General features: G+C 65.1%; 27 protein-coding genes. 14 read left to right on the top strand and 13 right to left on the bottom strand.

Annotated elements, in window-relative coordinates:
* The first annotated feature begins 130 nt into the window (after nucleotides 1-130).
* Nucleotides 131-313, top strand: a complete 183-nt coding sequence (locus VSX77_RS00365) for a CsbD family protein (RefSeq protein ID WP_338425699.1) — start codon at nucleotides 131-133, stop codon at nucleotides 311-313.
* Between the two features lie 70 nt (nucleotides 314-383).
* Here VSX77_RS00365 and VSX77_RS00360 read toward each other — a convergent pair whose 3' ends face one another.
* From VSX77_RS00360 to VSX77_RS00350, 3 genes are all read right to left on the bottom strand, one after another.
* Entirely contained in the window at nucleotides 384-1,133 is a 750-nt protein-coding gene (locus VSX77_RS00360; RefSeq protein ID WP_338425698.1) for a hypothetical protein, read from the bottom strand.
* A gap of 164 nt (nucleotides 1,134-1,297) precedes the next feature.
* Nucleotides 1,298-1,849 (bottom strand): GNAT family N-acetyltransferase, encoded by a 552-nt coding sequence (locus VSX77_RS00355; protein ID WP_338425697.1) that lies wholly within the window; start codon nucleotides 1,847-1,849, stop codon nucleotides 1,298-1,300.
* Nucleotides 1,850-2,008: 159 nt separating this feature from the next.
* Nucleotides 2,009-2,398 carry a glycine zipper 2TM domain-containing protein gene (locus tag VSX77_RS00350; protein WP_338425696.1) on the bottom strand — a complete coding sequence of 130 codons (390 nt, stop codon included), beginning with the start codon at nucleotides 2,396-2,398 and terminating at the stop codon, nucleotides 2,009-2,011.
* A gap of 183 nt (nucleotides 2,399-2,581) precedes the next feature.
* Between VSX77_RS00350 and VSX77_RS00345 the strand changes: the two genes are divergently transcribed.
* Both VSX77_RS00345 and rarD read left to right on the top strand, forming a co-directional pair.
* Nucleotides 2,582-2,803, top strand: coding sequence for a hypothetical protein (locus VSX77_RS00345; protein WP_338425695.1), 222 nt, complete (start codon nucleotides 2,582-2,584; stop codon nucleotides 2,801-2,803).
* 19 nt (nucleotides 2,804-2,822) lie between these two features.
* Nucleotides 2,823-3,740, top strand: a complete 918-nt coding sequence (gene rarD, locus VSX77_RS00340; RefSeq protein ID WP_338425694.1) for an EamA family transporter RarD — start codon at nucleotides 2,823-2,825, stop codon at nucleotides 3,738-3,740.
* Nucleotides 3,741-3,918: 178 nt separating this feature from the next.
* Here the strand turns inward: rarD and pyrC are convergent, their stop codons facing one another.
* Nucleotides 3,919-4,941 carry a dihydroorotase gene (gene pyrC, locus VSX77_RS00335; RefSeq protein ID WP_338425693.1) on the bottom strand — a complete coding sequence of 341 codons (1,023 nt, stop codon included), beginning with the start codon at nucleotides 4,939-4,941 and terminating at the stop codon, nucleotides 3,919-3,921.
* Between the two features lie 58 nt (nucleotides 4,942-4,999).
* On the opposite strand from pyrC, the gene VSX77_RS00330 reads away from it, so the two are divergent.
* Genes VSX77_RS00330 through VSX77_RS00320 form a run of 3 tightly spaced genes read left to right on the top strand, consistent with a single transcriptional unit; the run spans nucleotide 5,000 to nucleotide 6,965 of the window.
* On the top strand, nucleotides 5,000-5,725 hold the full coding sequence (locus VSX77_RS00330; protein ID WP_338425692.1) for a YgfZ/GcvT domain-containing protein: 726 nt from the start codon (nucleotides 5,000-5,002) through the stop codon (nucleotides 5,723-5,725).
* A 32-nt stretch (nucleotides 5,726-5,757) separates the two neighbouring features.
* On the top strand, nucleotides 5,758-6,372 hold the full coding sequence (locus tag VSX77_RS00325; RefSeq protein WP_338425691.1) for a hypothetical protein: 615 nt from the start codon (nucleotides 5,758-5,760) through the stop codon (nucleotides 6,370-6,372).
* Between the two features lie 56 nt (nucleotides 6,373-6,428).
* On the top strand, nucleotides 6,429-6,965 hold the full coding sequence (locus VSX77_RS00320; RefSeq protein WP_338425690.1) for a retropepsin-like aspartic protease family protein: 537 nt from the start codon (nucleotides 6,429-6,431) through the stop codon (nucleotides 6,963-6,965).
* A gap of 14 nt (nucleotides 6,966-6,979) precedes the next feature.
* On the opposite strand, the gene VSX77_RS00315 is transcribed toward VSX77_RS00320, so the two are convergent.
* The gene (locus tag VSX77_RS00315) at nucleotides 6,980-7,285 is read right to left on the bottom strand and encodes a YdeI/OmpD-associated family protein (protein WP_338425689.1); all 306 of its coding nucleotides are present in this window, start codon (nucleotides 7,283-7,285) and stop codon (nucleotides 6,980-6,982) included.
* 101 nt (nucleotides 7,286-7,386) lie between these two features.
* Here VSX77_RS00315 and VSX77_RS00310 point away from each other — a divergent pair, with 101 nt between their 5' ends.
* Nucleotides 7,387-8,058, top strand: a complete 672-nt coding sequence (locus VSX77_RS00310) for an MBL fold metallo-hydrolase (protein WP_338425688.1) — start codon at nucleotides 7,387-7,389, stop codon at nucleotides 8,056-8,058.
* 99 nt (nucleotides 8,059-8,157) lie between these two features.
* Here VSX77_RS00310 and VSX77_RS00305 read toward each other — a convergent pair whose 3' ends face one another.
* Nucleotides 8,158-8,595, bottom strand: coding sequence for an MAPEG family protein (locus VSX77_RS00305; protein ID WP_338425687.1), 438 nt, complete (start codon nucleotides 8,593-8,595; stop codon nucleotides 8,158-8,160).
* A 325-nt stretch (nucleotides 8,596-8,920) separates the two neighbouring features.
* Here VSX77_RS00305 and rpmF point away from each other — a divergent pair, with 325 nt between their 5' ends.
* The 5 genes from rpmF (at nucleotide 8,921) to VSX77_RS00280 (ending at nucleotide 11,998) form a co-directional block, all read left to right on the top strand.
* Nucleotides 8,921-9,100 carry a 50S ribosomal protein L32 gene (gene rpmF, locus VSX77_RS00300; RefSeq protein WP_011541714.1) on the top strand — a complete coding sequence of 60 codons (180 nt, stop codon included), beginning with the start codon at nucleotides 8,921-8,923 and terminating at the stop codon, nucleotides 9,098-9,100.
* Between the two features lie 22 nt (nucleotides 9,101-9,122).
* Nucleotides 9,123-10,157: a phosphate acyltransferase PlsX gene (plsX, locus tag VSX77_RS00295; protein ID WP_338425686.1), complete on the top strand. Its 1,035-nt coding sequence runs from the start codon at nucleotides 9,123-9,125 to the stop codon at nucleotides 10,155-10,157.
* Nucleotides 10,154-11,119, top strand: a complete 966-nt coding sequence (locus VSX77_RS00290) for a beta-ketoacyl-ACP synthase III (protein ID WP_338425685.1) — start codon at nucleotides 10,154-10,156, stop codon at nucleotides 11,117-11,119. Before plsX ends, VSX77_RS00290 begins: the two co-directional genes overlap by 4 nt.
* A 178-nt stretch (nucleotides 11,120-11,297) precedes the next feature.
* Nucleotides 11,298-11,591, top strand: a complete 294-nt coding sequence (locus tag VSX77_RS00285) for an integration host factor subunit alpha (protein ID WP_338425684.1) — start codon at nucleotides 11,298-11,300, stop codon at nucleotides 11,589-11,591.
* 14 nt (nucleotides 11,592-11,605) lie between these two features.
* Nucleotides 11,606-11,998: a MerR family transcriptional regulator gene (locus tag VSX77_RS00280; protein ID WP_338425683.1), complete on the top strand. Its 393-nt coding sequence runs from the start codon at nucleotides 11,606-11,608 to the stop codon at nucleotides 11,996-11,998.
* Nucleotides 11,999-12,008: 10 nt separating this feature from the next.
* Here the strand turns inward: VSX77_RS00280 and VSX77_RS00275 are convergent, their stop codons facing one another.
* A complete protein-coding gene (locus VSX77_RS00275) occupies nucleotides 12,009-12,617 on the bottom strand; it encodes an NAD(P)H-dependent oxidoreductase (RefSeq protein ID WP_338425682.1) in 609 nt (202 codons plus the stop codon).
* A 76-nt stretch (nucleotides 12,618-12,693) separates the two neighbouring features.
* On the opposite strand from VSX77_RS00275, the gene VSX77_RS00270 reads away from it, so the two are divergent.
* Nucleotides 12,694-13,320, top strand: a complete 627-nt coding sequence (locus tag VSX77_RS00270; protein WP_338425681.1) for a TetR/AcrR family transcriptional regulator — start codon at nucleotides 12,694-12,696, stop codon at nucleotides 13,318-13,320.
* 27 nt (nucleotides 13,321-13,347) lie between these two features.
* Here VSX77_RS00270 and VSX77_RS00265 read toward each other — a convergent pair whose 3' ends face one another.
* The 5 genes from VSX77_RS00265 to VSX77_RS00245 form a co-directional block, all read right to left on the bottom strand.
* Nucleotides 13,348-13,716, bottom strand: coding sequence for a carboxymuconolactone decarboxylase family protein (locus VSX77_RS00265; RefSeq protein ID WP_338425680.1), 369 nt, complete (start codon nucleotides 13,714-13,716; stop codon nucleotides 13,348-13,350).
* The gene (locus VSX77_RS00260) at nucleotides 13,709-14,167 is read right to left on the bottom strand and encodes a MerR family transcriptional regulator (protein ID WP_338425679.1); all 459 of its coding nucleotides are present in this window, start codon (nucleotides 14,165-14,167) and stop codon (nucleotides 13,709-13,711) included. The genes VSX77_RS00265 and VSX77_RS00260 overlap by 8 nt, the downstream gene beginning before the upstream one ends.
* 87 nt (nucleotides 14,168-14,254) lie before the next feature.
* A complete protein-coding gene (locus VSX77_RS00255) occupies nucleotides 14,255-14,806 on the bottom strand; it encodes a SixA phosphatase family protein (protein WP_338425678.1) in 552 nt (183 codons plus the stop codon).
* A 57-nt stretch (nucleotides 14,807-14,863) separates the two neighbouring features.
* On the bottom strand, nucleotides 14,864-17,602 hold the full coding sequence (locus VSX77_RS00250) for an ATP-dependent DNA helicase (protein WP_338425677.1): 2,739 nt from the start codon (nucleotides 17,600-17,602) through the stop codon (nucleotides 14,864-14,866).
* A 56-nt stretch (nucleotides 17,603-17,658) separates the two neighbouring features.
* A complete protein-coding gene (locus tag VSX77_RS00245) occupies nucleotides 17,659-18,930 on the bottom strand; it encodes a metal-dependent hydrolase family protein (protein ID WP_338425676.1) in 1,272 nt (423 codons plus the stop codon).
* A 165-nt stretch (nucleotides 18,931-19,095) separates the two neighbouring features.
* On the opposite strand from VSX77_RS00245, the gene VSX77_RS00240 reads away from it, so the two are divergent.
* Entirely contained in the window at nucleotides 19,096-19,641 is a 546-nt protein-coding gene (locus VSX77_RS00240; protein WP_338425675.1) for an FKBP-type peptidyl-prolyl cis-trans isomerase, read from the top strand.
* Nucleotides 19,642-19,728: 87 nt separating this feature from the next.
* On the opposite strand, the gene VSX77_RS00235 is transcribed toward VSX77_RS00240, so the two are convergent.
* On the bottom strand, nucleotides 19,729-20,838 hold the full coding sequence (locus VSX77_RS00235) for an AI-2E family transporter (RefSeq protein ID WP_338425674.1): 1,110 nt from the start codon (nucleotides 20,836-20,838) through the stop codon (nucleotides 19,729-19,731).
* Between the last annotated feature and the right edge of the window lie 11 nt (nucleotides 20,839-20,849).

The following is a 20,849-nucleotide window of genomic DNA, read 5'->3' as shown; positions in this document are numbered from 1 at the left end:
CCAACGTTCCCGACAAAAAACTATTTCACGACAAGCGGTTAGTCGCAAAAATCGCAACATAATGGGTAGGTCGCTCGTTGTCGGGACATGAGGTCGCACGGCCTCTGTCCCTTGAACAAGGAGAAATTCCATGGGTGAACTGACCGACAAAGCCAAAGGCCTCGCCAACGAAGCCGCCGGCAACACCAAGCAGGCCATCGGCAAGGCGACCGACAATGAACGCCTGCGCGCCGAAGGCGAAGCGCAGGAACGCAAGGGCGAAGCCCAGAATCTGAAAGGTGAGGTCAAGGGCGCGCTTGGCGACAAGGTCTGACGCCACCTCAGCTTACGCATGAAAAAGGCCCCGGGGATCGCTCCCCGGGGCCTTTTGCGTTTCGATCTAGCTATTTGCCGCCGGATGCGACCAGATCGACGTCGGTCATGCCGCCGTCGCGGCGCAGCATCAGAACATAGGCAAGATCGCCCTTGGTGCCACCGAGCATATGTTCATTGCCGTTGACGCGGTGGTCACTCGTATAGCCCGCGCGGATCGCCATGGTGTGATAATAATCGAGGACCGCCTGCATCGACGCAGCGGTCTGGAAATTGACGACGCGAAGATTGCATTTGCCGCCGTCCACACCCGCCGCCTCGCGCAGCGTCGCGCGCGGATAGAGTTTGAACGCCGCGGGCAGGCGGTTCGCCCAACCGTTGCCATAGGTCAGCTTCGCATCGCAGCCGCCCTTTTGCTGGTCGCGCGCGAGAGCGCCGATGGTGACCGGGCGCGCCGGTGCCTCGCATCCGTCGCAGCCGGCCTCGAGCGGGAGCGCCTTCGGCGCCGCGAGCAGCTTCCCTGCCTTGAGCGCCGCGGCGGCTTCGGCGGCGGTCGCTGCCTTGCCACCCGCAAGTCCGGGGACGCCGCCATCGACGGGGCGGTTGCCGGGGCCCGCAGCGTTGCGGTTGGCCTGGCCCGTTAACTTCGGATCGACCATGATCTTGTCTTCGAGCGCGCCCTTGATCGCGGGATCGCCGCTCGCGAGCTCGTCGTCGATAGGCGCCAGGTCGGACTTGGCCTCGGGCTGGTCGCGACACCCGGCGAGCGGTATGGCCGCCATCAGCAGACCGGTGACCAGCCATTTTCCGCGCAACATCATCGCTAACACTCCCTTAATCTTTCGCCCGGATTGCCCGATCCTGGTTAAAAAGGCGCAAAGAAAATGCGTTAACGGGTAAGGCTTTGTTAGCCAAAAACTGTCTCGGACCGAGACGCTTTGGGCTGCAGCGGATGCCGCGCGGGGTTTTTACCAAACGATAATCGTTACGGGCGGAATTGCTTGCGCTTGACGCGCCAGGCGTCGGCGCTCTGCGTCCACGCCTCGACGGGCGCATTTTCAAAGGGGGGGGGAAGGCGGGTCGGGCCACTGTTCGTCGCGCCCAGCCGCTTTGCCAGCGCCTGCGAGCGCGTGTTGGCAGGATCGATGCTGTGCATGAGCTCAGGCCATTTCAAAAACTCGACCGCGAAGTCGCACGCGGCGACGCATCCTTCAAAGGCGTAGCCTTTGCCCGCAAATCTGGCGCTCACGCCATAACCGATTTCCGGAGCAGGCCATCCGTCGGGCTCCCACGGGCCAAGGCGGCCGACCCATTCGCCGCTTTCGCGTTCGATAACGGAAAACATCGAAAAGCCGCGGATGTGCCAGGCCCCCGCCAGCGTACACCATTGTCGCCACGCCGCCGAACTCGGACAGGCGCCGCCGATGAAGCGCATCGTTTCTTCCTCGCTGCACATCGCTGCAAAGGCGTCAAAATCCTCCGCCGCGGGCGGGCGGAGGATCAGGCGCTCGGTCACGAGCAGGGGGCCGTTCAACATGAACTTCTCTTTCCGACAGAATTGAACGACGCTTCTGCGGCAAGAGCGGCCGATGGGCAAGCCAAGCACACGCTTGAGGGCACCGGCGCTAACCGGTGCCCTCGCCATCAGCGTGTGCGGGTGGAGGGGTCTCGAACCCGCACGCGAGACGGTTTCTGTTTAGCGGCAGCGATATTTGTCGCGGTCGATCTCGCGGCCGAGCAGGGCGCCGCCCGCCGCGCCGAGCACGGTGCCGAGCAGCTTGTCGCCGTTCCCGGCGATTTCGTGGCCTGCCAAGCCACCAACCGCGCCGCCGATCAAAAGGCCGGTCGTGCCGTTATCCTTCTTGCAATAATAACGGCCATCATCGCCGCGCCAGACGCGCGAGTTTGCAGCGAGCCGCTCATCATGACGGTGATGCTTCTTGCTACGATGAAACGAAGACGCCTGTTCGAGCTGATGATAGCCCGGCGCCTTGGCAGGCGTCGATATGCCGGCATGAACGGGCGTGGTGCCAAGGACGCTGGCGGCGACGAAAGCGCCCATCAAGCCTTTGCTCAGAATACGCATAATAAATCCTTTCCTGGTTCGGCGCCTCCGCCCCGCCGGGCGAGGTCGGGCGCTTCGGAAAGGAAAACGAGCAAGCTCCAAATCCCGTTGCATTAACCTTCGGCAACAAGATGAACCGAGTGCGGGCATCGACGAGCCGAAAGGCTCTTGCGGCATCGGTGTCGGCGTGCGAGAACCTGCGCCATGCTCAATATCGCTTCGCTCGTCATTGGCGCAGTCGCTCTGGTTCTGGCGGTTTTCGCCTTCATTCCGCTGCTTGGCTGGGCGAACTGGTTGATCGTTCCATTCGCCGTGGTTGGACTGGCGCTTGGGGCGATGTCGGACAAAACGAGCGGACGGAACCTCAATATCGTCGTCGTCATCATCGGCGTTATCCGCCTGATGCTGGGCGCCGGCATCATTTGATCTTTTAGACGTCCGGCCCATGGCACAGGCAATAGCCCCCGCGGGGAGCGCACAAGGCGGCTTGCCCTTCGCGATCGCCGCCTATGGAATCTGGGGCTTCGTCCCCTTGTTCTTCAAACTGGTGAGCAGCGTCCCGCCGATCGAAGTGTTGACGCAGCGGATCATCTGGTCGCTGCCGCTCTGTGTCGTCATCATGCTTTTCCGCCGCCAGATCGGCGAATATCTGGCTGCGCTGAAACATTGGCGGATACTGCGCCTGCTGCTTGCGAGCGCGCTACTGATCGGGGTCAACTGGCTCGTCTATATCCACGCGATCTTCACCGACCATGTGCTCGCGGCGAGCCTCGGCTATTATCTCAACCCGCTCGTCAATGTGATGCTGGGGGTGCTTTTCCTCGGCGAACGGTTGTCGCGGATGCAACTGCTTGCCGTCGTCATCGCGGGCATCGGCGTTGCGATCCTGCTCGCGGGCGCGCTCGATACGCTGTGGATCAGCCTGACGCTTGCATTTTCCTTTGCCGTTTACGGGCTTATTCGCAAGATCGTGCCGGTGGGCTCGCTCCCCGGGCTGTCGGTCGAGACGACGGTGCTGCTGCTTCCGTCGCTCGCACTATCCGCCTGGTATATCGGTATCGGCGACGGGCGCGGATTTGCCTCCGAAACGTCGATCACCCTTTTACTGATGGCGGGCGGGGTGGTGACCGCCGTGCCGCTGCTGCTCTTTGCGACCGCAGCGCGGCGCATGAGCTATGCCGCGCTCGGCTTTGTGCAATATCTGGCGCCGACGATCCAGTTCCTCTTGAGCTTGTTCGCATTCGGCGAGCCGCTGAAACCGGTGCAACTCGCGTGCTTCGTGCTGATCTGGCTCAGCGTCGCGGTGTTCAGTTTCGACATGTGGCGCAAGATGCGCGCGGAGCCAAAGATCGAGGTGGCTTGATCAACGTCGCCCCGCGCAGGCGAGGGCAGCTGGCGGCCTTGTTCGATCGCACAGGCGTTGCCTTCATCTCTTCCTGTCATCCCGGCGAAGGCCGGGATCTCTCCCTCTCGATCTGACGCACCGGCGAGATCCCGGCCTTCGCCGGGATGACAATATAGTCAAAAAGGACTCCGCTGGATCAGACCAGTCGCCAGGCGATTGTTTCGCCGGCGTGGAAAGGCACGATGTCCCCGATCCGGTCGGGGACGACGGTATCGGCGCGTTCCAATGTTACCGTGCCCTGATTGAGGGGCAGGCCATAGAAGCGTGGGCCATGCTCGCTGGCAAAACCTTCGAGCTTGTCGAGCGCGCCATCCTGGTCGAATGCCATCGCATAGCTTTCGAGCGCAAAGGATGCGTTGAAAATACCGGCGCAGCCGCAAGACGCTTCCTTCGTGTGCACCGCGTGCGGCGCGCTGTCGGTGCCGAGGAAGAATTTGGGCGAACCCGATGTCGCAGCGGCGCGCACCGCGAGCCGGTGATGCTCGCGCTTGGCAACGGGCAGGCAATAGGCGTGCGGGCGGATGCCCCCGACGAGCATCGCGTTGCGGTTGATATGCAGATGCTGCGGCGTGATCGTCGCGGCGACATTGGCGGGGGCGTCGGCGACGAACTGCGCAGCCTCGGCCGTTGTAATGTGTTCGAAGACGATTTTGAGCGCGGGAAGCGCGCGAACGAGCGGTTCGAGCGTGCGGTCGATGAAGACCGCCTCGCGGTCGAAAATGTCGACGTCATGGTCGGTGACCTCGCCGTGGATGAGCAGCGGCATCCCGATGTCCTGCATCCGCGCGAGTACGCCCATGATGTTCGCGACATCGGTGACACCGTGCGCGCTGCCGGTGGTAGCGTGCGCGGGATAGAGCTTTGCGGCGGTAAAAACGCCCTCGGCGTGGCCGCGCGCCATTTCGCCGGCGTCGCTGTGGTCGGTGAGGTAGGCAACGATCAGCGGCGTGAAATCGAGCCCTGCAGGCACCGCAGCGTTGATGCGGTCGCGGTAGGCTCGGCCTTCCGCAGCCGTCGTCACAGGCGGCGACAGGTTGGGCATGACGATCGCGCGCGCGAACTGGCGCGCGGTGTAAGGCGCGACATGGGTCAGCATCGCGCCGTCGCGCAGATGGACGTGCCAATCGTCGGGGCGGCGGATCGTCAGGCGGTCGGTCATTGAAAAGACTCGTGGCAAATGGGCTTGGCTTTGGCTGGGGCGTCCCTAGATTATCGGCATGTCCAATACCACCCTTCGCGAACGCGCCCTGATCCGTCTCTCGGGCGAGGATGTCCGCGGGTTCCTCCAGGGCCTTGTCACCAATGACGTGTCGGGAAACCTGCCCGTGTGGGCAGCGCTGCTGACCCCGCAGGGCAAGGCGCTGTTCGACTTCCTGATCTGGGGCGACGGCGACGATGTGTTGATCGATTGCGAGCGCGAGGCCACCGAAGGGCTTGCCAAACGGCTGTCGCTCTATCGCCTGCGCCGCGCGATCGTCATCGAACGCGAGGAGGGACTGGCCGTCCATTGGGCGCCGAAGGGCGATCTGGGCGTGGTCGATCCGCGGCTGCCCGAACTTGGCCAGCGCTGGCTAGCAACTGTGGACGAAGGCGAGGGCGCCGATGCTGCGTGGCGGGCGCACCGGTTAGCGCTCGGCGTTACCGAGGGGCGCGGTGAGCTCGGCGACGGGACGACGCTCTGGCTCGAATGCAATGCGGCTGAGCTGAACGGCGTCAGCTTTTCCAAGGGCTGCTATGTCGGACAGGAGAACACCGCGCGGATGAACTGGCGGCAAAAGGTCAACCGGCGGCTTGTCGTCGTGCCGATCGCCGACGCCGACGAAAAGCGCCAGGTCGTCGCCTATCCCGAGCTTGGCTGGTCGGTCGAGCATCGGCGGGTCGAGACGATCGATCCGGTCAATGCGCCGCGGTGGATGCGCGAGGGGCTGCTCGCCGGTTCATGACAGGTGCAGGCGCAACTGCTAATGTGTCGCCCATGCGCGCCTTGATGATCTTGTCGGCGTTCGCCGCCATGTCCGTCCCGACCGCACCCGTTTCGGCGGCACCCGAATCCTTGCTGCCGGCCGAAGCTGAAGCGGTGCGTCCGTCGGCGCGGCTCGCGCCTTTGGCGGTCGATTCGGCGTGGACGCCGCGCTTCGAGGCGGCTGCCGACGAGCTGGCGGCGGCGCTGCGCTCGCGCGACGAGGCGCGCTGGGCGCCGATGCTGGGGGGCCAGTGGCTCGCACCCGCCGATCGGGCGCGGATTCGGGCGATGCTTGCTGATCACGATAGCCCGTTCGGTGAAGCCTTGTGGGGCGGGGCGACGCCGTATCGCGCGATCTTCGGCTGGAGCGCCCCCGCTTCGCTCAGCGCCCACGAACGCGCGGCAATCGAGGCAGGGCAGGAGGCCGAGGCGCTGGTGTGCTGGTCTTTGCGGGCCGAAGTTTCATGGCCGGCTACCGCAGCTGAGGCCGACAACCGGACCGGGAGTCCCCATGCCTGTGCGCGGATTGCTTACAGCATTCGTGGTGAAGCGCCCGTGTGGCGCGCGTTCATCGAACAGGGTGATGGGAAGCCCACCCGCGCTGCAATAAGCCGCGACCCTGCTTAACCAATCTCCAACGCATATATGCGACAAAGGCGCCCATGATCGGGCGATCTCTAGTATTGGCCGTCGCCATCACGGCGGTCTCGGTCGGCGTGGCGAGCGTCGCGAGCCGCTCAACGGACGACGATCAAGCTCAGGAGGCTGCCGAGGATCCATCGGCTAACAGCAATTGGACGACCGAGCGCGGGACGCGCAGCAGGTCATCGCCGGGCACCGGTTCCGCTTCGTCGGGTGGCGAGGTGCGCATCGCGCGTTCGGGCGACTCGCATTTCTATGCCGACACCGCGGTCGAAGGCGCCAGCATCCGCATGATGGTCGACAGCGGCGCGTCGATCGTCGCGCTAACGCGGCGCGATGCCGAAGCGATCGGGATCGATGTCGACCGCCTGCCTATCGGCGGCATGGCGCGAACTGCGGGCGGCGATGTGCCGATGCGCACGGTGATGCTCGACAGCGTCGAGGTGCAGGGGATCGAGGTGCGCGGCGTCCAGGCAGCGGTGATCGACGCCGACATGGGCGTGTCGCTGCTTGGACAAAGCTTCCTGTCGAAACTCGACGCGGTGAATGTCGAAGGCGACACGATGACGCTGCGCTGAGGCGTCCGCCCGCCTTATTTCGCCTTCTTGTCGATCAGCACCGCCTGCTGCCACTTGCTCGGCGCCTTGTCGGTGCGGTGGATACACCCGGCCCAGCAGCACGGGCGCTTTTTGCCCTCGTGCAATTCCTCGACGGTCCGCTCGATGCGGCGCGCGCGCGTCTTGTCCTGCTTGGCGTCGTCGACCCAGCAGATAAACTCGTTGCGCCCCAGCGGGGTGAGCGCCTGCCACAGTGCCAGCGCGTCGGGATCAGCCGTCAGCGCCGCTTGCATATCCTCGCGCGCAAGATGCACGGTGCCGTGAAGAAAGGCCTCGGTCATGGCGAGGACCAATATGCCCGTCCTGCCACCGGGTGAAATGGGAGGCGTGCGCGTCCTGGTGGCGACTTGCCATTTGCGCCGCATTTCCCCACATCGGCGGCATGAACGCTCCAAACCCTCCGATGCGTGCGGCGATCGTGCCCGTCACCGCCTTTCAGCAAAATTGCACGCTCCTTTGGTGCACCGAAACCAACAAGGCGGCGTTGGTCGACCCCGGCGGCGACCTGCCCAAGCTGAAAGAGGCAGTGCAGCAGACGGGCGTCGAGGTCGAGAAAATCCTCGTCACCCATGGACATATGGACCATTGCGGACAGGCCGGAATGCTGGCGAAGGAGCTGGGCGTGCCGATCGAAGGGCCGCATGAGGACGACCGCTTCTGGATCGAACGCTTCGCCGAGGATGGCGCGCGCTTCGGCATGGTCGGCGAACCGTTCGAGCCCGACCGCTGGCTGGTCGATGGCGACACGGTGACGGTGGGCAATCTGACGATCGACGTCATTCACTGCCCTGGGCACACGCCGGGGCATGTCGTGTTCCATCATGCGCCGTCCAAGCTGGCGATCGTCGGCGATGTCATCTTTCAGGGATCGATTGGGCGCACCGATTTCCCGCGTGGCAATCACCAGCAATTGCTCGATTCGATCACGCAGAAGCTATGGCCGCTCGGCGGCGACACGACCTTCTTGCCTGGGCATGGCGCGCACAGCAATTTCGCGCACGAGCGGCGGACGAACCCGTTTGTGGGCGATGTGGCGATGGGGGTAGCAGATTAATTTCCGTGACTGCGAGCGCAGCGAAGCAATTCAGAGCGATTCACGCAGGCTCCGGATTGCTTCCCCCGGATTAAATCCGGGGTCACAATGACGGGGATTTTATTGCGCCACCGCGACGGTTTCCTGGATCTCGGTCGTCGTAATGCTGGTGGGCGTCAGATAGACGATCGCCAGCGCGCCGAGCGCGAGGCCGAGCTGCGTCAGCATCGTGATGATCGTCCCGACCATGCGGCCCCACATCATCCCGTCCATGCCGATCGCATGAAGAATCCGTCCGACAAGGTAGAGCGCGCCGACGCCCCACAGCCACATCGACGAGCCAATCCCTAACTCGACCAACGCGAGCAGGATCAGCACAAACGCGGTGTTTTCGACATAATTGCTGTGCGCACGCATGCGCCGGGTCAACAGATCGTTGCCGCCGTCGCCGATGAAGACCTTTTCCTTCGTCCGGACGCGGCCGACGCGGATCGACAGCCACAGGTTGAGGAGCGCGGCTCCGGCGGCAATCGTCAGACTGATCGGCAAGATAATCATATGCGTCCCCCTGTTCGCACCCGGCTGGCCTCCCCCGGTGCCGGTTATGTGTGGCATCGCGCCGCGCGATCGGCAAGGGCAACGCATTTGGTTACGCAATCTCATCCACAGGACTTGCCTTTGCGGGCGAAAACGCTATAGCCGCGCCCGATCCGGCACCCGACACCTTCTGGCGTTGAGGCACCCTCCGGCGGAAGATTTGTCCCGTTCCAAAGCGACGGGGCCGGGCTTCGGCTTGGCGGGCGGGCCAGTCATTTCCGGCGACGGGCATGACAAATCCGGGTAGCCGATTCGTGACACACTATTTGAGAATGCAGGAAAAATCATGGCCGTTCCCAAGCGAAAAACCTCGCCCTCGAAGCGCGGAATGCGTCGCAGCCACGACAGCCTGAAGGTTGAAGCCTTTCAGGAATGCCCCAACTGCGGCGAACTGAAGCGTCCGCACAATCTTTGCAACGCCTGCGGTCATTATAACGGCCGCGAAGTGGTGTCGGTCGGCGCGTAACCATTCGGCCGGAGGGTTTTAGATGGCACTGACACCGCGAATCGCAATCGATGCGATGGGCGGTGACGTCGGCGTGCGCGTAATGCTCGCCGGTGCCGCAATGGCGCGCCACAAGCATGACGGCCTGCGTTTCATCCTCGTCGGCGACGAGAAGCGGATCAAGGCGGCGCTCGACAACCACCCCAATCTGCGCGCGGCGTCGGACATCATCCACACCGACGGCGTGGTATCGGGCGAGGACAAGCCGAGCCAGGCGCTGCGCAAGGCCAAAAGCACCTCGATGGGGCTGGCGATCGACGCGGTGAAGCGCGGCGATGCCGGTGGCGCCGTGTCGGCGGGTAACACCGGCGCCCTGATGGCGATGGCAAAGCTCGCGCTGCGCACCATGCCGGGAATCGACCGGCCCGCGCTCGCGGCGCTGCTGCCCTCGCTTGGCAACAACGATGTCGTGATGCTGGACCTCGGCGCCAACACCGAGTGCGACGCGACCAACCTCACCCAGTTCGCCGTCATGGGCGCGGCCTATGCGCGCACCGCGATGGGGCTCCAGCGCCCGCGCGTCGCGCTGCTCAACATCGGCACCGAAGAGCTGAAGGGCACCGACGAGATCCGCGATGCCGCGGCGATGCTTCGCGAAGCGCAAGGGCTGCCGATGGAATTTACCGGCTTTATCGAGGGCGACAAATTGTCGCGCGGCGATGTCGATGTGATCGTCCACGACGGTTTTTCGGGCAATATCGCGCTCAAGACGATTGAGGGGACGGCGCGCTTCGTGACCGACCTCCTGCGCCGGGCTTTTACGAGCTCGACGCGCTCGAAGATCGGCTTCCTGATCTCGCGCCCCGCGACCGAATTGCTGCGCCACCATCTCGATCCCAATAACCACAATGGCGCGGTGTTCCTCGGCCTCAACGGCGTAGTGCTGAAAAGTCATGGCAGCGCCGATGCCAAGGGGGTCGCCAACTGCGTCCACCTATGCGCCGAGCTGATCGAAAAGGATATTACCCGTCAGGTGACCGAGGATCTCGCGAACTTCCGCCGCGGCGACGCCGCATGACGCGCCGCGCAGTCCTGAAGGGCACCGGATCGGCGCTGCCGCGCACCCGCGTTTCGAATGCGGAACTGGCGGAGCGTGTGGATACCAGCGACGAGTGGATCGTCGAACGTACCGGCATCCGTTTCCGCCATATCGCCGAAGCCGATGAGACAACCGCAACGCTTGGCGCCGACGCCGCGCGGCAGGCACTCGAAGCCGCTGGACTCCGGCCCGCCGACATCGGCCTGATCATCGTCGCCACCGCGACACCGGACAACACATTCCCGGCGAGCGCGACCAAGGTCCAGGCATTGCTCGGCGCGCCCGACTGCATCGCTTTCGATGTCGCGGCAGTATGTTCGGGCTTTCTCTACGCCGTGTCGGTCGCTGACTCGATGCTCCGCACCGGCGCCGCCAAACATGCGCTGGTGATCGGCAGCGAAACGTTCAGCCGCATCCTCGACTGGGAGGACCGCACGACCTGCGTCCTGTTCGGCGACGGGGCGGGGGCGATCGTGCTGTCGGCCGAAGAGGTTACCGATGATCGGGGGATCCTCGCGACGCGGCTCCATGCCGAAGGCAAATATTCGGACATGCTTTATGTCGACGGCGGCCCATCGACCACCGGCACGGTCGGCCATGTCCGGATGCAGGGGCGCGAAGTCTTTCGCCATGCGGTTACCAACCTGGCCGCCGTGCTGGGCGAGGTGATGCGCGACGTCGGGTTGTCGCCTGACGACATCGACTGGGTCGTGCCGCACCAGGCGAACAAGCGGATCATCGATGCAACCGCAAAAAAGCTGGGACTTCCGGCCGATCGCGTCGTGCTGACCGTCGATCAGCACGCGAATACATCGGCGGCGTCGGTTCCGCTCGCGCTCGACCTGGCGGTGCGCGACGGACGCATCAAGCGCGGCGATCTGGTCGTGCTCGAAGCGATGGGCGGCGGCTTTACCTGGGGCGCTGCCGTCCTGCGCGTTTGAGCGCGGATTCGCGCCGACGCTGGCGCGGTGACACTCGTCGCGTCAACTTCTCCGTCCATCCGTTTCAGTTTGGCGGATTTATTCGGATTTGTTACATATGGCGCTCGGGACTCGTGACGGTGGGGGCTGTCAGGAGGCCGAAAGCGCATTTTCGCTTCAGGAGGGGGAAGGGATCATCATGACCGCAGGGACGCTCACGCGCGCCGATATAGCCAGCCGGATTCATCAGCAGATCGGGCTTTCGCGCAATGAATCGGCCGCAATCGTCGAATCGATTCTCGATCACATGGCGGACGCACTCGCGGCCGGGCAGAATGTGAAGATTTCGGGTTTCGGCACATTCGTCCTGCGCGACAAGGCGCAGCGGATTGGCCGCAATCCCAAGACAGGTATCGAGGTGCCGATCCTGCCACGGCGGGTGATGACTTTTCGCGCGAGCCAGTCGATGCGCGCCCGCGTGGCAGGCAAATAGGCCGGGTCTGACGCATGGCAGCTACTGACGGTTCCCACGATGGCAGCAAGGCGTCCGGCGCCATGCTCGCCATCGGCGAACTGGCGGAGCGCATCGGGGTGCCGACGCATGTGCTGCGATACTGGGAAACGCGGTTTCCGCAGCTGAGGCCGCTCCAGCGATCGGGCCGCCGCCGCTATTACCGCGCCGAAGATGTCGCGCTCGCCGAGCGCATCCACCATCTGCTGCATGTGCAGGGCTTCACCGTCGAGGGCGCGCGCAAGGCGTTGTTGGATGGCAGCGCGAAGGCTGCTGCGGCTGCGACGGCCGCACCCGCTCCCGGCAATGTTGCGGTCTCCACACGCACCGGAGTTCCGGTCGAGGCCCTGGTTGCGCTTCGCAAGCGGCTCGCCAACGCGCTCGACTGAAGGCGGTCGGTCAGGCCGCGTCGCAAAGCGCCGGATTGCCGATGCGTTCGCCGATCTGCCGCGCCGCCCTCAGCGCAGTCGGGGCTTCTGTTGCGTCCGGCACGGTTAACAGGTGCGAAGACAGAATGCGGGCCCCACAATAGTCGAAGATTCCATGATCGATCTGCGTCTTCATGGCGCCCGAATAACCATGCTTCGCGTAAGTGCCGGCATCGGCCGCACCGATCGCGATCAAATGCACGCCCAGCCGCTGCAGCTTTTTCTCAAGTTTGCCATCCGGGCTTTCGTCATAGGCCCAGCCGGCGGAGAAGACGCGGTCGATCCACCCTTTCAAAAGCGCGGGCATCGACCACCAATAGACGGGATAGACCAGCACAAGGGTATCGGCGCGGTCGATGCGTGCCTGTTCTGCCAATATGCTGGCGGGCGGTTTCGCGATACGGTTGATCGTTTCAACGTCGGATAGGGAAAATCGCGGATCGAACCCCTCGGCGCTCAGATCCGCAATTTCCGCGCTATTACCGCTGTGGGCGGCGCGAATGGCTTCGGCAACCTCGGTGCCGATCGCATGCGTCAGCGAGGCGCGATTGGGATGTGACACGACGATCAGGCTGTGCATGGCTGCGTTCCCGCGGAGCTTGTGATGAAAAGCAGTTCTCTATATACTTTTGGTAAGTTACTTAAGGTATATAATGATGTCAATTGCCGAACCGATTTCATCCAACCCTGACGTTCGGCGGCGCCTGTCGCGCGAAGAGCGCGCTCGCCAGCTCATTGAAACGGCGTGGCGAATGTTGGGGCAGGACGGCGCCGACGCGCTTACGCTGGGGCGGTTGGCCGAACGCGCGGGAGTGACAAAACCGGTTGTTTACGACCATTTCGGGACGCGTGAGGGGCTGCTCGCGGCGCTGTTCCGGGACTTTGACCGGCGACAGACCGAAACGATGGACGCTGCGCTCGCCGCGAGCGAGGCCAGTCTGGATGCCAAGGCGCGGGTGCTTGCCGACAGCTATATCGAGTGCGTAGCGCGGCAGGGGCGGGAAATTCCAGGCATTCTCGCCGCGCTTGCGGGATCGCCGGAGATGAGCGAGATCATCCGCGAGCATGAGCGCGCTTTTACCGCCAAGTGCCGCGATCTCCTTGCGCCCTTTGCCGCCGATGGGGGACCGAGTGCTGCCGCGCTATGGGCGATGTTGGGTAGCGCCGAGGCGCTGTCGCGTGCGGCAGCGGCGGGCGATTTGTCCGAGGAAGCGGCGCGCGCCGAACTCTATACCGCGATCGTCCAGACGGTGCGCCGGGGCGAGCCAAGCATCGATATTTAGTTGGCCAACGAACCACAGGCCGTCTCGTCACTCCGCGAACACCTGCCGGGCCACGGTGATCGCGTTGATGGCCGCCGGAAAGCCGGCATAGGGGATCATCTGCAAGATGGTTTCGACGATCTCCTGCTGCGACGCGCCGACCCTGAGCGATGCCTGCATATGAACCTTGAGCTGCGGTGCGGCGGTTCCCATCGCGGTCAGCGCCGCGACCGTGGCGAGTTCGCGCGTTTTGACGTCCAGTCCAGGGCGGGCGAATATGTCGCCATAAGCGAATTCCACGACATAACGGCCGAGATCGGGAGCGATATCATTGAGACTGTCGATCACCGCAGCGCCATGCGGCCCGCTGACCGTTTCCAGTTGCGCGAGTCCGCGCTGGTAGCGCTCGCTATGCACGGGCGCTTGCACCGCGCCTGGATCGGTCGCGAGGGGGAGCGCTGCTGCTCCCGCGATCATCGTGCGTCTGTCCACTGTCATTGAAACCATCCTGAGTTTCCGATTCCATATCGATATAATGATCGATCTTCGCATCGAGCGTTGCCACCAGCTCGGCCAGTTCGACCTGCCGTGCGACGAGTGCATCGCGGTGCGCTTCGAGCATCTTGCGCCGGGTCTGCAAGGTCGCGTCGCCCTCAGCGCGCAGACGGCTATATTCCAGCCGGTCGCGCATCGGCATATCCATCGCTTGCAGCTTTCGCAGGAAAGCCGCCCAGGCGAGATCGTCCATGCCGTAACTGCGTCGCCCGCCCGCATCGCGAACCGTTCGCGGCAGCAGTCCGATCCGCTCATAATAGCGAAGCGTATCGGCACTGAGCCCGCTCTTCGCCGCGAAATCGCCGATTTTCATAGGTCGAATCTCCTTGAAGGGAGAATCTACTTTCTGGAGCGCGCTCCAGGTCAAGCGCTATTTGCGGGCCAACTCAAGCGCCGCCGATCAATCCTCGTCCATCGCGGGCGCGAGCGCGGGGTCGAGGTCGCGGGGGCGAATGAAGGTGGCGAAGCGTGCCATTCCGGTGTCGAGGTCGTGCCAGTCGGCAATGTCGAGTTCGAGCCGCGCGAGCGCCGAGGTCGGGAGCTTTTCTTCGACCTTCGCGCGCAGTTCGTCGTCCGCAGATTCGGGGACGAGCATCAAAATCAGATCTTCAAGGCCGGGATTATGTCCGGAAATCAACAGATTTTCAGCATCGCGACCGGTATCCCGGATCACGTCGATCAGCGTCGCGGCGGACGCGAGATAGATGCGGCGGTCCCAGTGCGGCTCGATGCTTTCGAGTCCGGCGGCGGGCTGAAAGATGTCGAGCGTTTCGGTGACGCGCACCGCGGGCGAGGCGATGATGCGGTCGACGGGCAGTCTCTGCCGCTTCAGCCACTGGCCGATGATTTCGGCGCCGCGGCGGCCGCGCTTGTTGATCGGGCGGTCGAAATCGCGCTCGACCTGAACGTCCCAACCCGATTTGGCGTGGCGCAAAATGGTCAAAGTCTTCAAAATATCTCCCCGCGTCGCCGCGCCTGTCCCCTCGTTCGCGCGCCTTGTGCCGCAAACTTATGACGGTGAAAAGGCGCGAAACGCGCTTTTTCTTCGTTCGACATTGGCTGCGGCGACATGATTCACCGCCTCGTCGAGCGGCAGGCGCCGGATCGGCGTGCCTGCGGGAAAGGCGCTGAGCAGCCGCGACGGGACGCCGGGCGACAGCATCACGAACTGGCCGAAATCGTCGGTGCGGCGGATCAGGCGGCCGAACGCCTGCGCGATACGGCCGCGGATGACCATGTCGTCATAGGCGCTGCCGCCCTGCGCCGCGCGCCGCGCCGCGTGCAGGATCGTCGGGCGCGGCCAGGGCACCCCTTCCATCACCACGAGCCGTAGCGAATCGCCGGGCACATCGACGCCGTCGCGCAGCGCATCGGTGCCGAGCAGCGAGGTGTGGGGATCGGCGCGGAAAATGTCGATGAGCGTGCCGGTGTCGAGCGGATCGACATGCTGGGCAAAGAGCGGAAGCCCGGCGCGCGCGAGCCGGTCGGCGATGCGCGCATGGACGATTCGCAGCCGCCGGATCGCGCTGAATAGCCCCAGCGCGCCGCCGCCCGACGCTTCGATCAGGCGGCTGTAGGCGCCCGCGAGCGCGGGCAGGTCGCCGCGCGCGATGTCGGTGACGACCAGCACCTCGGCCTGCCGGGCGTAGTCGAACGGGCTGGGCACCGCGAAATGGCGAGCGCCGCCGTCCATATGGCGCGCGCCGGTGCGAATGTCGGCCTCGGTCCAGCCGGCACTGCCGTGACCGCCACTGCGCAAGGTCGCCGAAGTGACAAGCACGCCGTGCGCGGGGCGGAAAACGATGTCGGCGATCGGCCGCGCGGGGTCGAGCCAGTGGCGGTGCAACCCGCAATCGAACTCGCGCCCGTCGTAGCGATCGACCGCGAGCCAGTCGACGAAATCGGGGTCCGCCGGGCCGCCGACACGACCGAGCAGCGACAGCCAGCCGCCCAGCGTGTCGATTCGCGTGCCAAGGCTGTGCCGCGCGCCGTCGACGCGGGCGCGCGCCTGACCGTCGAGCCAGTCGGGCGGGTCTTCGATAAGCGCCTCGAGCCGTTTGCCGAGCGCCATCAGCGGGCGCAGGAGCGCCTCGATCGCGTCGCTCGCGCTTGCCGCAGCAGCAACGAGTTCGGGGTCGGGATCGGCGAGCTCGGTTTCAAGGCCATAGCCCGCGTCCGCGGTGCGTGTATCGACGGCCCGCGCGTAGACCATTGCGCGCGCGGCGACGAGCAGCCGCTCGATCGCCCCCCATGGCGCATTTTCGGAAAGGCGGGCGAGCCAGCCGTCGCCGGGCAGTTCGGCGGCGGCCGTGATCGCCGCCTGGATCGCGCGGTCGCCCGCTTCGTCATAGCTCGCGACATCGGCGAGCCGCGCCGCGAGCCCGCGCCGCCGCCCGCGCGACTTGCCCTCCGGCCCCAGCACCCAGCGGCGGATCTCGACCGCTTCCTGCCCCGTCAGCGCCGCGGCGAACATCGAATCGGCCGCATCCCACAGGTGATGGCCTTCGTCGAAGATCAGGCGGCTTGGCGCTGCGCCCGCACCCTCGCGCGGCCGCGCCGCTTGCACCATCGTCAGCGCATGGTTGGCGATCACGATGTCGGCCTGCGTCGCTGCGCGCGCCGAGCGCTCGATGAAGCATTTGCGGAAATGCGGACAGCCCGCATAGATGCACTCGCCGCGCCGGTCGGTCATCGCCGTCGTGCCGTTGCGGCGGAACAGCGCGGGAAGCCAGCCGGGAAGGTCGCCCCCGACCATGTCGCCGTCGCGGCTATAGGCGGCCCAGCGCGCGACGAGCTGCGCCAAGATCGCCGCCCGCCCCGTAAAGCCGCCCTGCAACGCATCCTCGAGATTGAGCAGGCAGAGGTAGTTTTCCCGCCCCTTGCGCACGACGACCTTTTCGCGGTGCGTTTGGAGGTCGGGGTAGAGTTTTTCGGTCTCGCGCGCCAATTGGCGTTGCAGCGCCTTGGTATAGGTCGAGATGCAGACGCTGCCGGCCGACTGGTCGATCCATTGCTTCGCGGGCGCGAGATAGCCCAGCGTCTTGCCGATTCCCGTTCCCGCCTCGGCAACGAGCATCTGCGGCGCATCCTTGCGTTCGCGCGGGGCAAAGATCGCGGCGGCGGCGCGCGCATAATCCTGCTGCCCCGGCCGCCGTTCGGCGCCGTCGCCGGTCAGCCGGTCGAGCCGCGCCGTGACGTCGGCCTCGGCGATCGTCGTCTGCCGCGGGGCGGGGCGCGGCGATGTTTCTTCCCATTCTGGAAGGCGCGCGAAGAGCCAGCGCTCATCACTCTTTGGCTGCGGCAGTCGCGGCTGGATCAGCGGCGCCCACGGCCAGCGCTGGCGTGTCAGCGCCTGAATCGCGTGCCACGCGCCTTCGCGCTCGGGCCAGTCGCGGTCGTCGAGGCTCGCCAACATCGCGGCAGTCGCGCTCGGCAGGAATGACGCGATTTCTTCCTCGCTCCCCGGCGCCGCCAAACCTAGGGCGGTGGCGATGCCCGCAGGCGTCGGCACCGTAAAGCGCGCCGGATATAGAAAGGCGAACAGCTCGAGCAGGTCGAGCCCCGACAATTCGGGATAGCCCAGCCGGTCGCCTGTCAGCGTCGCGTTGAGCAGCAGGTGCGGCGTCGCCGCGACCGCCGCGATCGCCTCGCCGCGTCCGACGCGCTGCACGCGCCCTTTTGCATCGGCGATCCAGATGCCGACATGGCTCGCATGGATCGCGGGCAGGGAGAGCGGATCGGGCGCCATGCCCGCACGCTAGGGACAAAAGGCGAACGCGGCAAGGTGCCGCGCGGCGAACGGCCTCAATCGGCGATTCGTCCGCGCACCATCACCCAGTCGACCTTTTCGAGCGCGCGGGCGTCGCTGAGCGGATCGCCGGCCACCGCGATCATGTCGGCGGACATGCCCGGCGCGATGCGGCCGATCTCGTTCTCCATCGACAAAAGCTTCGCCGCCACGGTGGTCGCGCTTGCCAGCGCCTCTGCCGGGGTCAGCCCATATTTGACGAGCAGCGCGAACTCCTGCCCGTTGCGGCCATGTTCGAACACGCCCGCGTCGGTGCCGAAAGCGACGGGTACGCCCAGCGCCTTGGCGCGCGTCACCGCCTTGCCGACATCGTTCAGCGTCATGCGCACCTTGTCCTCGACCGTGGGCGTATAAATGCCTTTGCCAAGCCTCTCGCGAATGCCTTCGAACGCCATCAGCGTGGGAACGAGATATGTCCCCTTCGCCTTCATCACCTTCAGCGTCGCATCGTCGGCAAAGGTGCCATGTTCGATGCTGTCGATCCCCGCCGCGGCCGACGCGGTGATCCCGCCCGCGCCGTGCGCGTGCGCCATCACTTTCAGCCCCAGCGAATGCGCGGTGTCGGTAATGCTTTGCAGTTCGGCGCTGGTGAAATGGCCCTCCAGCCCGCGCGCCTGCTGCGACAGGACGCCGCCGGTGGCGGTGATCTTGATGACGTCGGCGCCCGCGCGCGACGCCTTGCGCACTTTCTCGGCGCATTCGAGCGGGCCGGTGCACGTGTACCCCTGATCGAGCACATCGTGCACATCCTCGCGGAAGCCCGTCACGTCGCCATGCCCGCCTATGATCGAGAGCGCCGGGCCCGCGGCGACGATCCGCGGCCCCTCGATAAAGCCTTCGGCAGTGCCGCGGCGCAGCGCATAGGCGCTATATTGCCCCGATCCCGCCTCGCGCACCGTCGTAAAGCCCGCGCGGAGCGTCAGCGCGGCGTTCTTTGCGCCGACAACGACGCCCCACTCGGCGGGATCGACCGCTTCGCTGCGATAGTCGCCGCCGGGATCGCCCGTCAGATGAACGTGCAGGTCGATGAGACCGGGGAGCAGCGTCTTGTCGCCAAGGTCGACGACCTCGGCCCCCGCCGGCGGCTCGGTGCGGCCCGGCGCAATCGCTGTGATGCGATCGTCGGTGATAGTGATCGTCGAGGGGCCTTGTGCGGCCTTGCCTGCATCGGTGATGACGCGGCCGGCATAGACGATGGTGGTCTTGGCGTGCGCCGCCGTACCGAGCAACGCGAGCGTCGCGGCCGCGACCAATCCGAATTTGCGCATGGAATCTCCCCTGTATGATTGAGCCATCGTGGCGCGCCGCATGGGGGAGGGCAAGGGGGAATGGTGCCAGCCTTGCGCATTTGCCTCTGGACCGTGCGACACCGCTCCGCCTATAGGCCTCGCCGACAGTTTGCGCCGACGGCGCGTGCGGAAGGATCAGCTGAGATGAGCGTGACGACGGTTCCATTGCGCCCGGTGAACAAGGGCGGACTGTGGCTGATGTGGCTGGGCGTGATCGCGCTGATCGTGGCTGGTGCTGCCTTCGCATGGCATATGACGCCGCGCATCGGCTTCGAAGTCGTCAAGGAAGGCAGCGGCCCCAGCCCGACCAAGGCCGACGTCGTGCTCGTCAAATATGAAGGCAAGCTTGCCGACGGCACCGTCTTCGACGCCAATGAACAGGCGCCGATGCAGGTTGCGCAGGTCGTTCCCGGCTTTTCGGACGCGCTGACGCGGATGCAGAAGGGCGGCGAATACAAGATCACCATCCCGCCGCAGCTTGGTTATGGCGACCGCGCGGTCGGGCCGATACCGGCGAATAGCACGCTGCACTTCACCGTCACCCTGCTCGATTTCCGTTCGGAGGCCGAGGTTCGCGCGATGCAGCAGCAGATGCAGCAAATGCAACAGATGCAGCAGCAACAGATGCAGGGCGGTCCCGGTGGCGCACCTGCGCCCGGGGCGCCGCAATCGGGCGCGCCGCAACCCTGATAACCGTCGCCCCCGCGAAAGCGGGGGGCGCAACCGGCATAGCGCAAGGTTTGCCAGCGGCCCCGCCTTCGCGGGGGCGACGTGATATCAATTCGCCACAGCTTTTCCGTCCGCCGCCCCCGCATTGCGCTCGGCCTCGCGCTCCAGCGCGACTTTGATCATCGCGACGATCGGATCGGCAAGGAACAGGCCCATCAGGCCAAGCAGCGCGCCGAACAAAATCTGAGCGCCGAGCACGAGCGCGGGCGCCAGATCGACGGTCTTTTTCGCCACCATCGGCACGATCAGATAGCCGTCGACAGTCTGGACGATCAGATAAATGGCAATTGCCCACAGCCCCGTGTCGGTCCCCGCCGAAAAGCCGACGAGGACGAGCAGCACGCCCGATAGGATCGCGCCGATATTGGGGATGAAGGCGAGCAGGCCCGTGAGCAGCCCCATCAGCGCGGCCATGGGAATGCCGACCGCGAGGCAGGCGAGCCACGTTCCGATGCCTTCGACAAACATGCCAAGCAGTCGCCCCGCCATCAGGCGGCGAAGTGTGAAGCCCATGCGCGCGGTGGTAATATAGAAATTCTCGCGCGCCTTCATCGGCAGCATCCACGCGACGCCGCGTTCGTAAAGCCGCGGTTCGATCGCGATGAAGATGCCGAGGACGACGATCATCACGAGGCTGGTCAGCGCGCCGAGGACGGTGCCGACCGCGGCAGTGACACGGCCGACGGTGCCGGCGATATTGTCGGTGATCGTCTTGGTGTCGAGCTGGAAGTTGCCCATGCCATGATCGCTCGCCCACGCGGCAATGCGTTCGATCTGCACCATGATCACGCTTTGCAGCGTCGCCGCCTGACTGGCGATTTGCGATCCGGCAAACAAAATCGTCCACGCAAGAAAGGCGAGTAGCGTCAGGCAGATGATCAGCAGCCGCCAGCCGCGCGCAATCGGCAGCACGCGGCCGAGCAGGCGCGTGCCGCCGTCGAGCATCGACGCCAGCACAATGCCGGCAAAGATCAGCAGGATCGGCTGAATGAGGATGATGCACAAGCCGATCAGCAGCGCGAGACCCAGCCATGCGCCCGCTTTCAGCAATTCGGTGCGGACGAGCTGGCTGCGAATTTCGGTGGGGCCGGGGGCTTCGCTGGTCGCGTCATAGGCCGCGGAGTGGCGTATCTGGCTTGCCTTGCTCTCCTCCGCCATCCCGATGCCTT

Source organism: Sphingopyxis sp. TUF1, assembly GCF_036687315.1.
Taxonomy (GTDB): domain Bacteria; phylum Pseudomonadota; class Alphaproteobacteria; order Sphingomonadales; family Sphingomonadaceae; genus Sphingopyxis; species Sphingopyxis kveilinensis.
Note: the sequence above shows the minus strand (reverse complement) of the source record. Positions and strands in the feature narration are given on the sequence as shown.

Bases quoted from the DNA above. Each gene is read 5' to 3' on its own strand.
- VSX77_RS00305 (WP_338425687.1), bottom strand. From the start codon at position 8,595: ATGATTATCTTGCCGATCAGTCTGACGATTGCCGCCGGAGCCGCGCTC.
- VSX77_RS00365 (WP_338425699.1), top strand. From the start codon at position 131: ATGGGTGAACTGACCGACAAAGCCAAAGGCCTCGCCAACGAAGCCGCC.
- VSX77_RS00310 (WP_338425688.1), top strand. From the start codon at position 7,387: ATGAACGCTCCAAACCCTCCGATGCGTGCGGCGATCGTGCCCGTCACC.
- VSX77_RS00330 (WP_338425692.1), top strand. From the start codon at position 5,000: ATGTCCAATACCACCCTTCGCGAACGCGCCCTGATCCGTCTCTCGGGC.
- pyrC (WP_338425693.1), bottom strand. From the start codon at position 4,941: ATGACCGACCGCCTGACGATCCGCCGCCCCGACGATTGGCACGTCCAT.
- plsX (WP_338425686.1), top strand. From the start codon at position 9,123: ATGGCACTGACACCGCGAATCGCAATCGATGCGATGGGCGGTGACGTC.
- VSX77_RS00250 (WP_338425677.1), bottom strand. From the start codon at position 17,602: ATGGCGCCCGATCCGCTCTCCCTGCCCGCGATCCATGCGAGCCATGTC.
- VSX77_RS00285 (WP_338425684.1), top strand. From the start codon at position 11,298: ATGACCGCAGGGACGCTCACGCGCGCCGATATAGCCAGCCGGATTCAT.
- VSX77_RS00360 (WP_338425698.1), bottom strand. From the start codon at position 1,133: ATGATGTTGCGCGGAAAATGGCTGGTCACCGGTCTGCTGATGGCGGCC.
- VSX77_RS00325 (WP_338425691.1), top strand. From the start codon at position 5,758: ATGCGCGCCTTGATGATCTTGTCGGCGTTCGCCGCCATGTCCGTCCCG.
- VSX77_RS00290 (WP_338425685.1), top strand. From the start codon at position 10,154: ATGACGCGCCGCGCAGTCCTGAAGGGCACCGGATCGGCGCTGCCGCGC.
- VSX77_RS00240 (WP_338425675.1), top strand. From the start codon at position 19,096: ATGAGCGTGACGACGGTTCCATTGCGCCCGGTGAACAAGGGCGGACTG.
- VSX77_RS00350 (WP_338425696.1), bottom strand. From the start codon at position 2,398: ATGCGTATTCTGAGCAAAGGCTTGATGGGCGCTTTCGTCGCCGCCAGC.
- VSX77_RS00275 (WP_338425682.1), bottom strand. From the start codon at position 12,617: ATGCACAGCCTGATCGTCGTGTCACATCCCAATCGCGCCTCGCTGACG.
- VSX77_RS00245 (WP_338425676.1), bottom strand. From the start codon at position 18,930: ATGCGCAAATTCGGATTGGTCGCGGCCGCGACGCTCGCGTTGCTCGGT.
- VSX77_RS00270 (WP_338425681.1), top strand. From the start codon at position 12,694: ATGTCAATTGCCGAACCGATTTCATCCAACCCTGACGTTCGGCGGCGC.
- VSX77_RS00235 (WP_338425674.1), bottom strand. From the start codon at position 20,838: ATGGCGGAGGAGAGCAAGGCAAGCCAGATACGCCACTCCGCGGCCTAT.
- VSX77_RS00345 (WP_338425695.1), top strand. From the start codon at position 2,582: ATGCTCAATATCGCTTCGCTCGTCATTGGCGCAGTCGCTCTGGTTCTG.
- VSX77_RS00280 (WP_338425683.1), top strand. From the start codon at position 11,606: ATGGCAGCTACTGACGGTTCCCACGATGGCAGCAAGGCGTCCGGCGCC.
- rarD (WP_338425694.1), top strand. From the start codon at position 2,823: ATGGCACAGGCAATAGCCCCCGCGGGGAGCGCACAAGGCGGCTTGCCC.
- rpmF (WP_011541714.1), top strand. From the start codon at position 8,921: ATGGCCGTTCCCAAGCGAAAAACCTCGCCCTCGAAGCGCGGAATGCGT.
- VSX77_RS00355 (WP_338425697.1), bottom strand. From the start codon at position 1,849: ATGTTGAACGGCCCCCTGCTCGTGACCGAGCGCCTGATCCTCCGCCCG.
- VSX77_RS00260 (WP_338425679.1), bottom strand. From the start codon at position 14,167: ATGAAAATCGGCGATTTCGCGGCGAAGAGCGGGCTCAGTGCCGATACG.
- VSX77_RS00315 (WP_338425689.1), bottom strand. From the start codon at position 7,285: ATGACCGAGGCCTTTCTTCACGGCACCGTGCATCTTGCGCGCGAGGAT.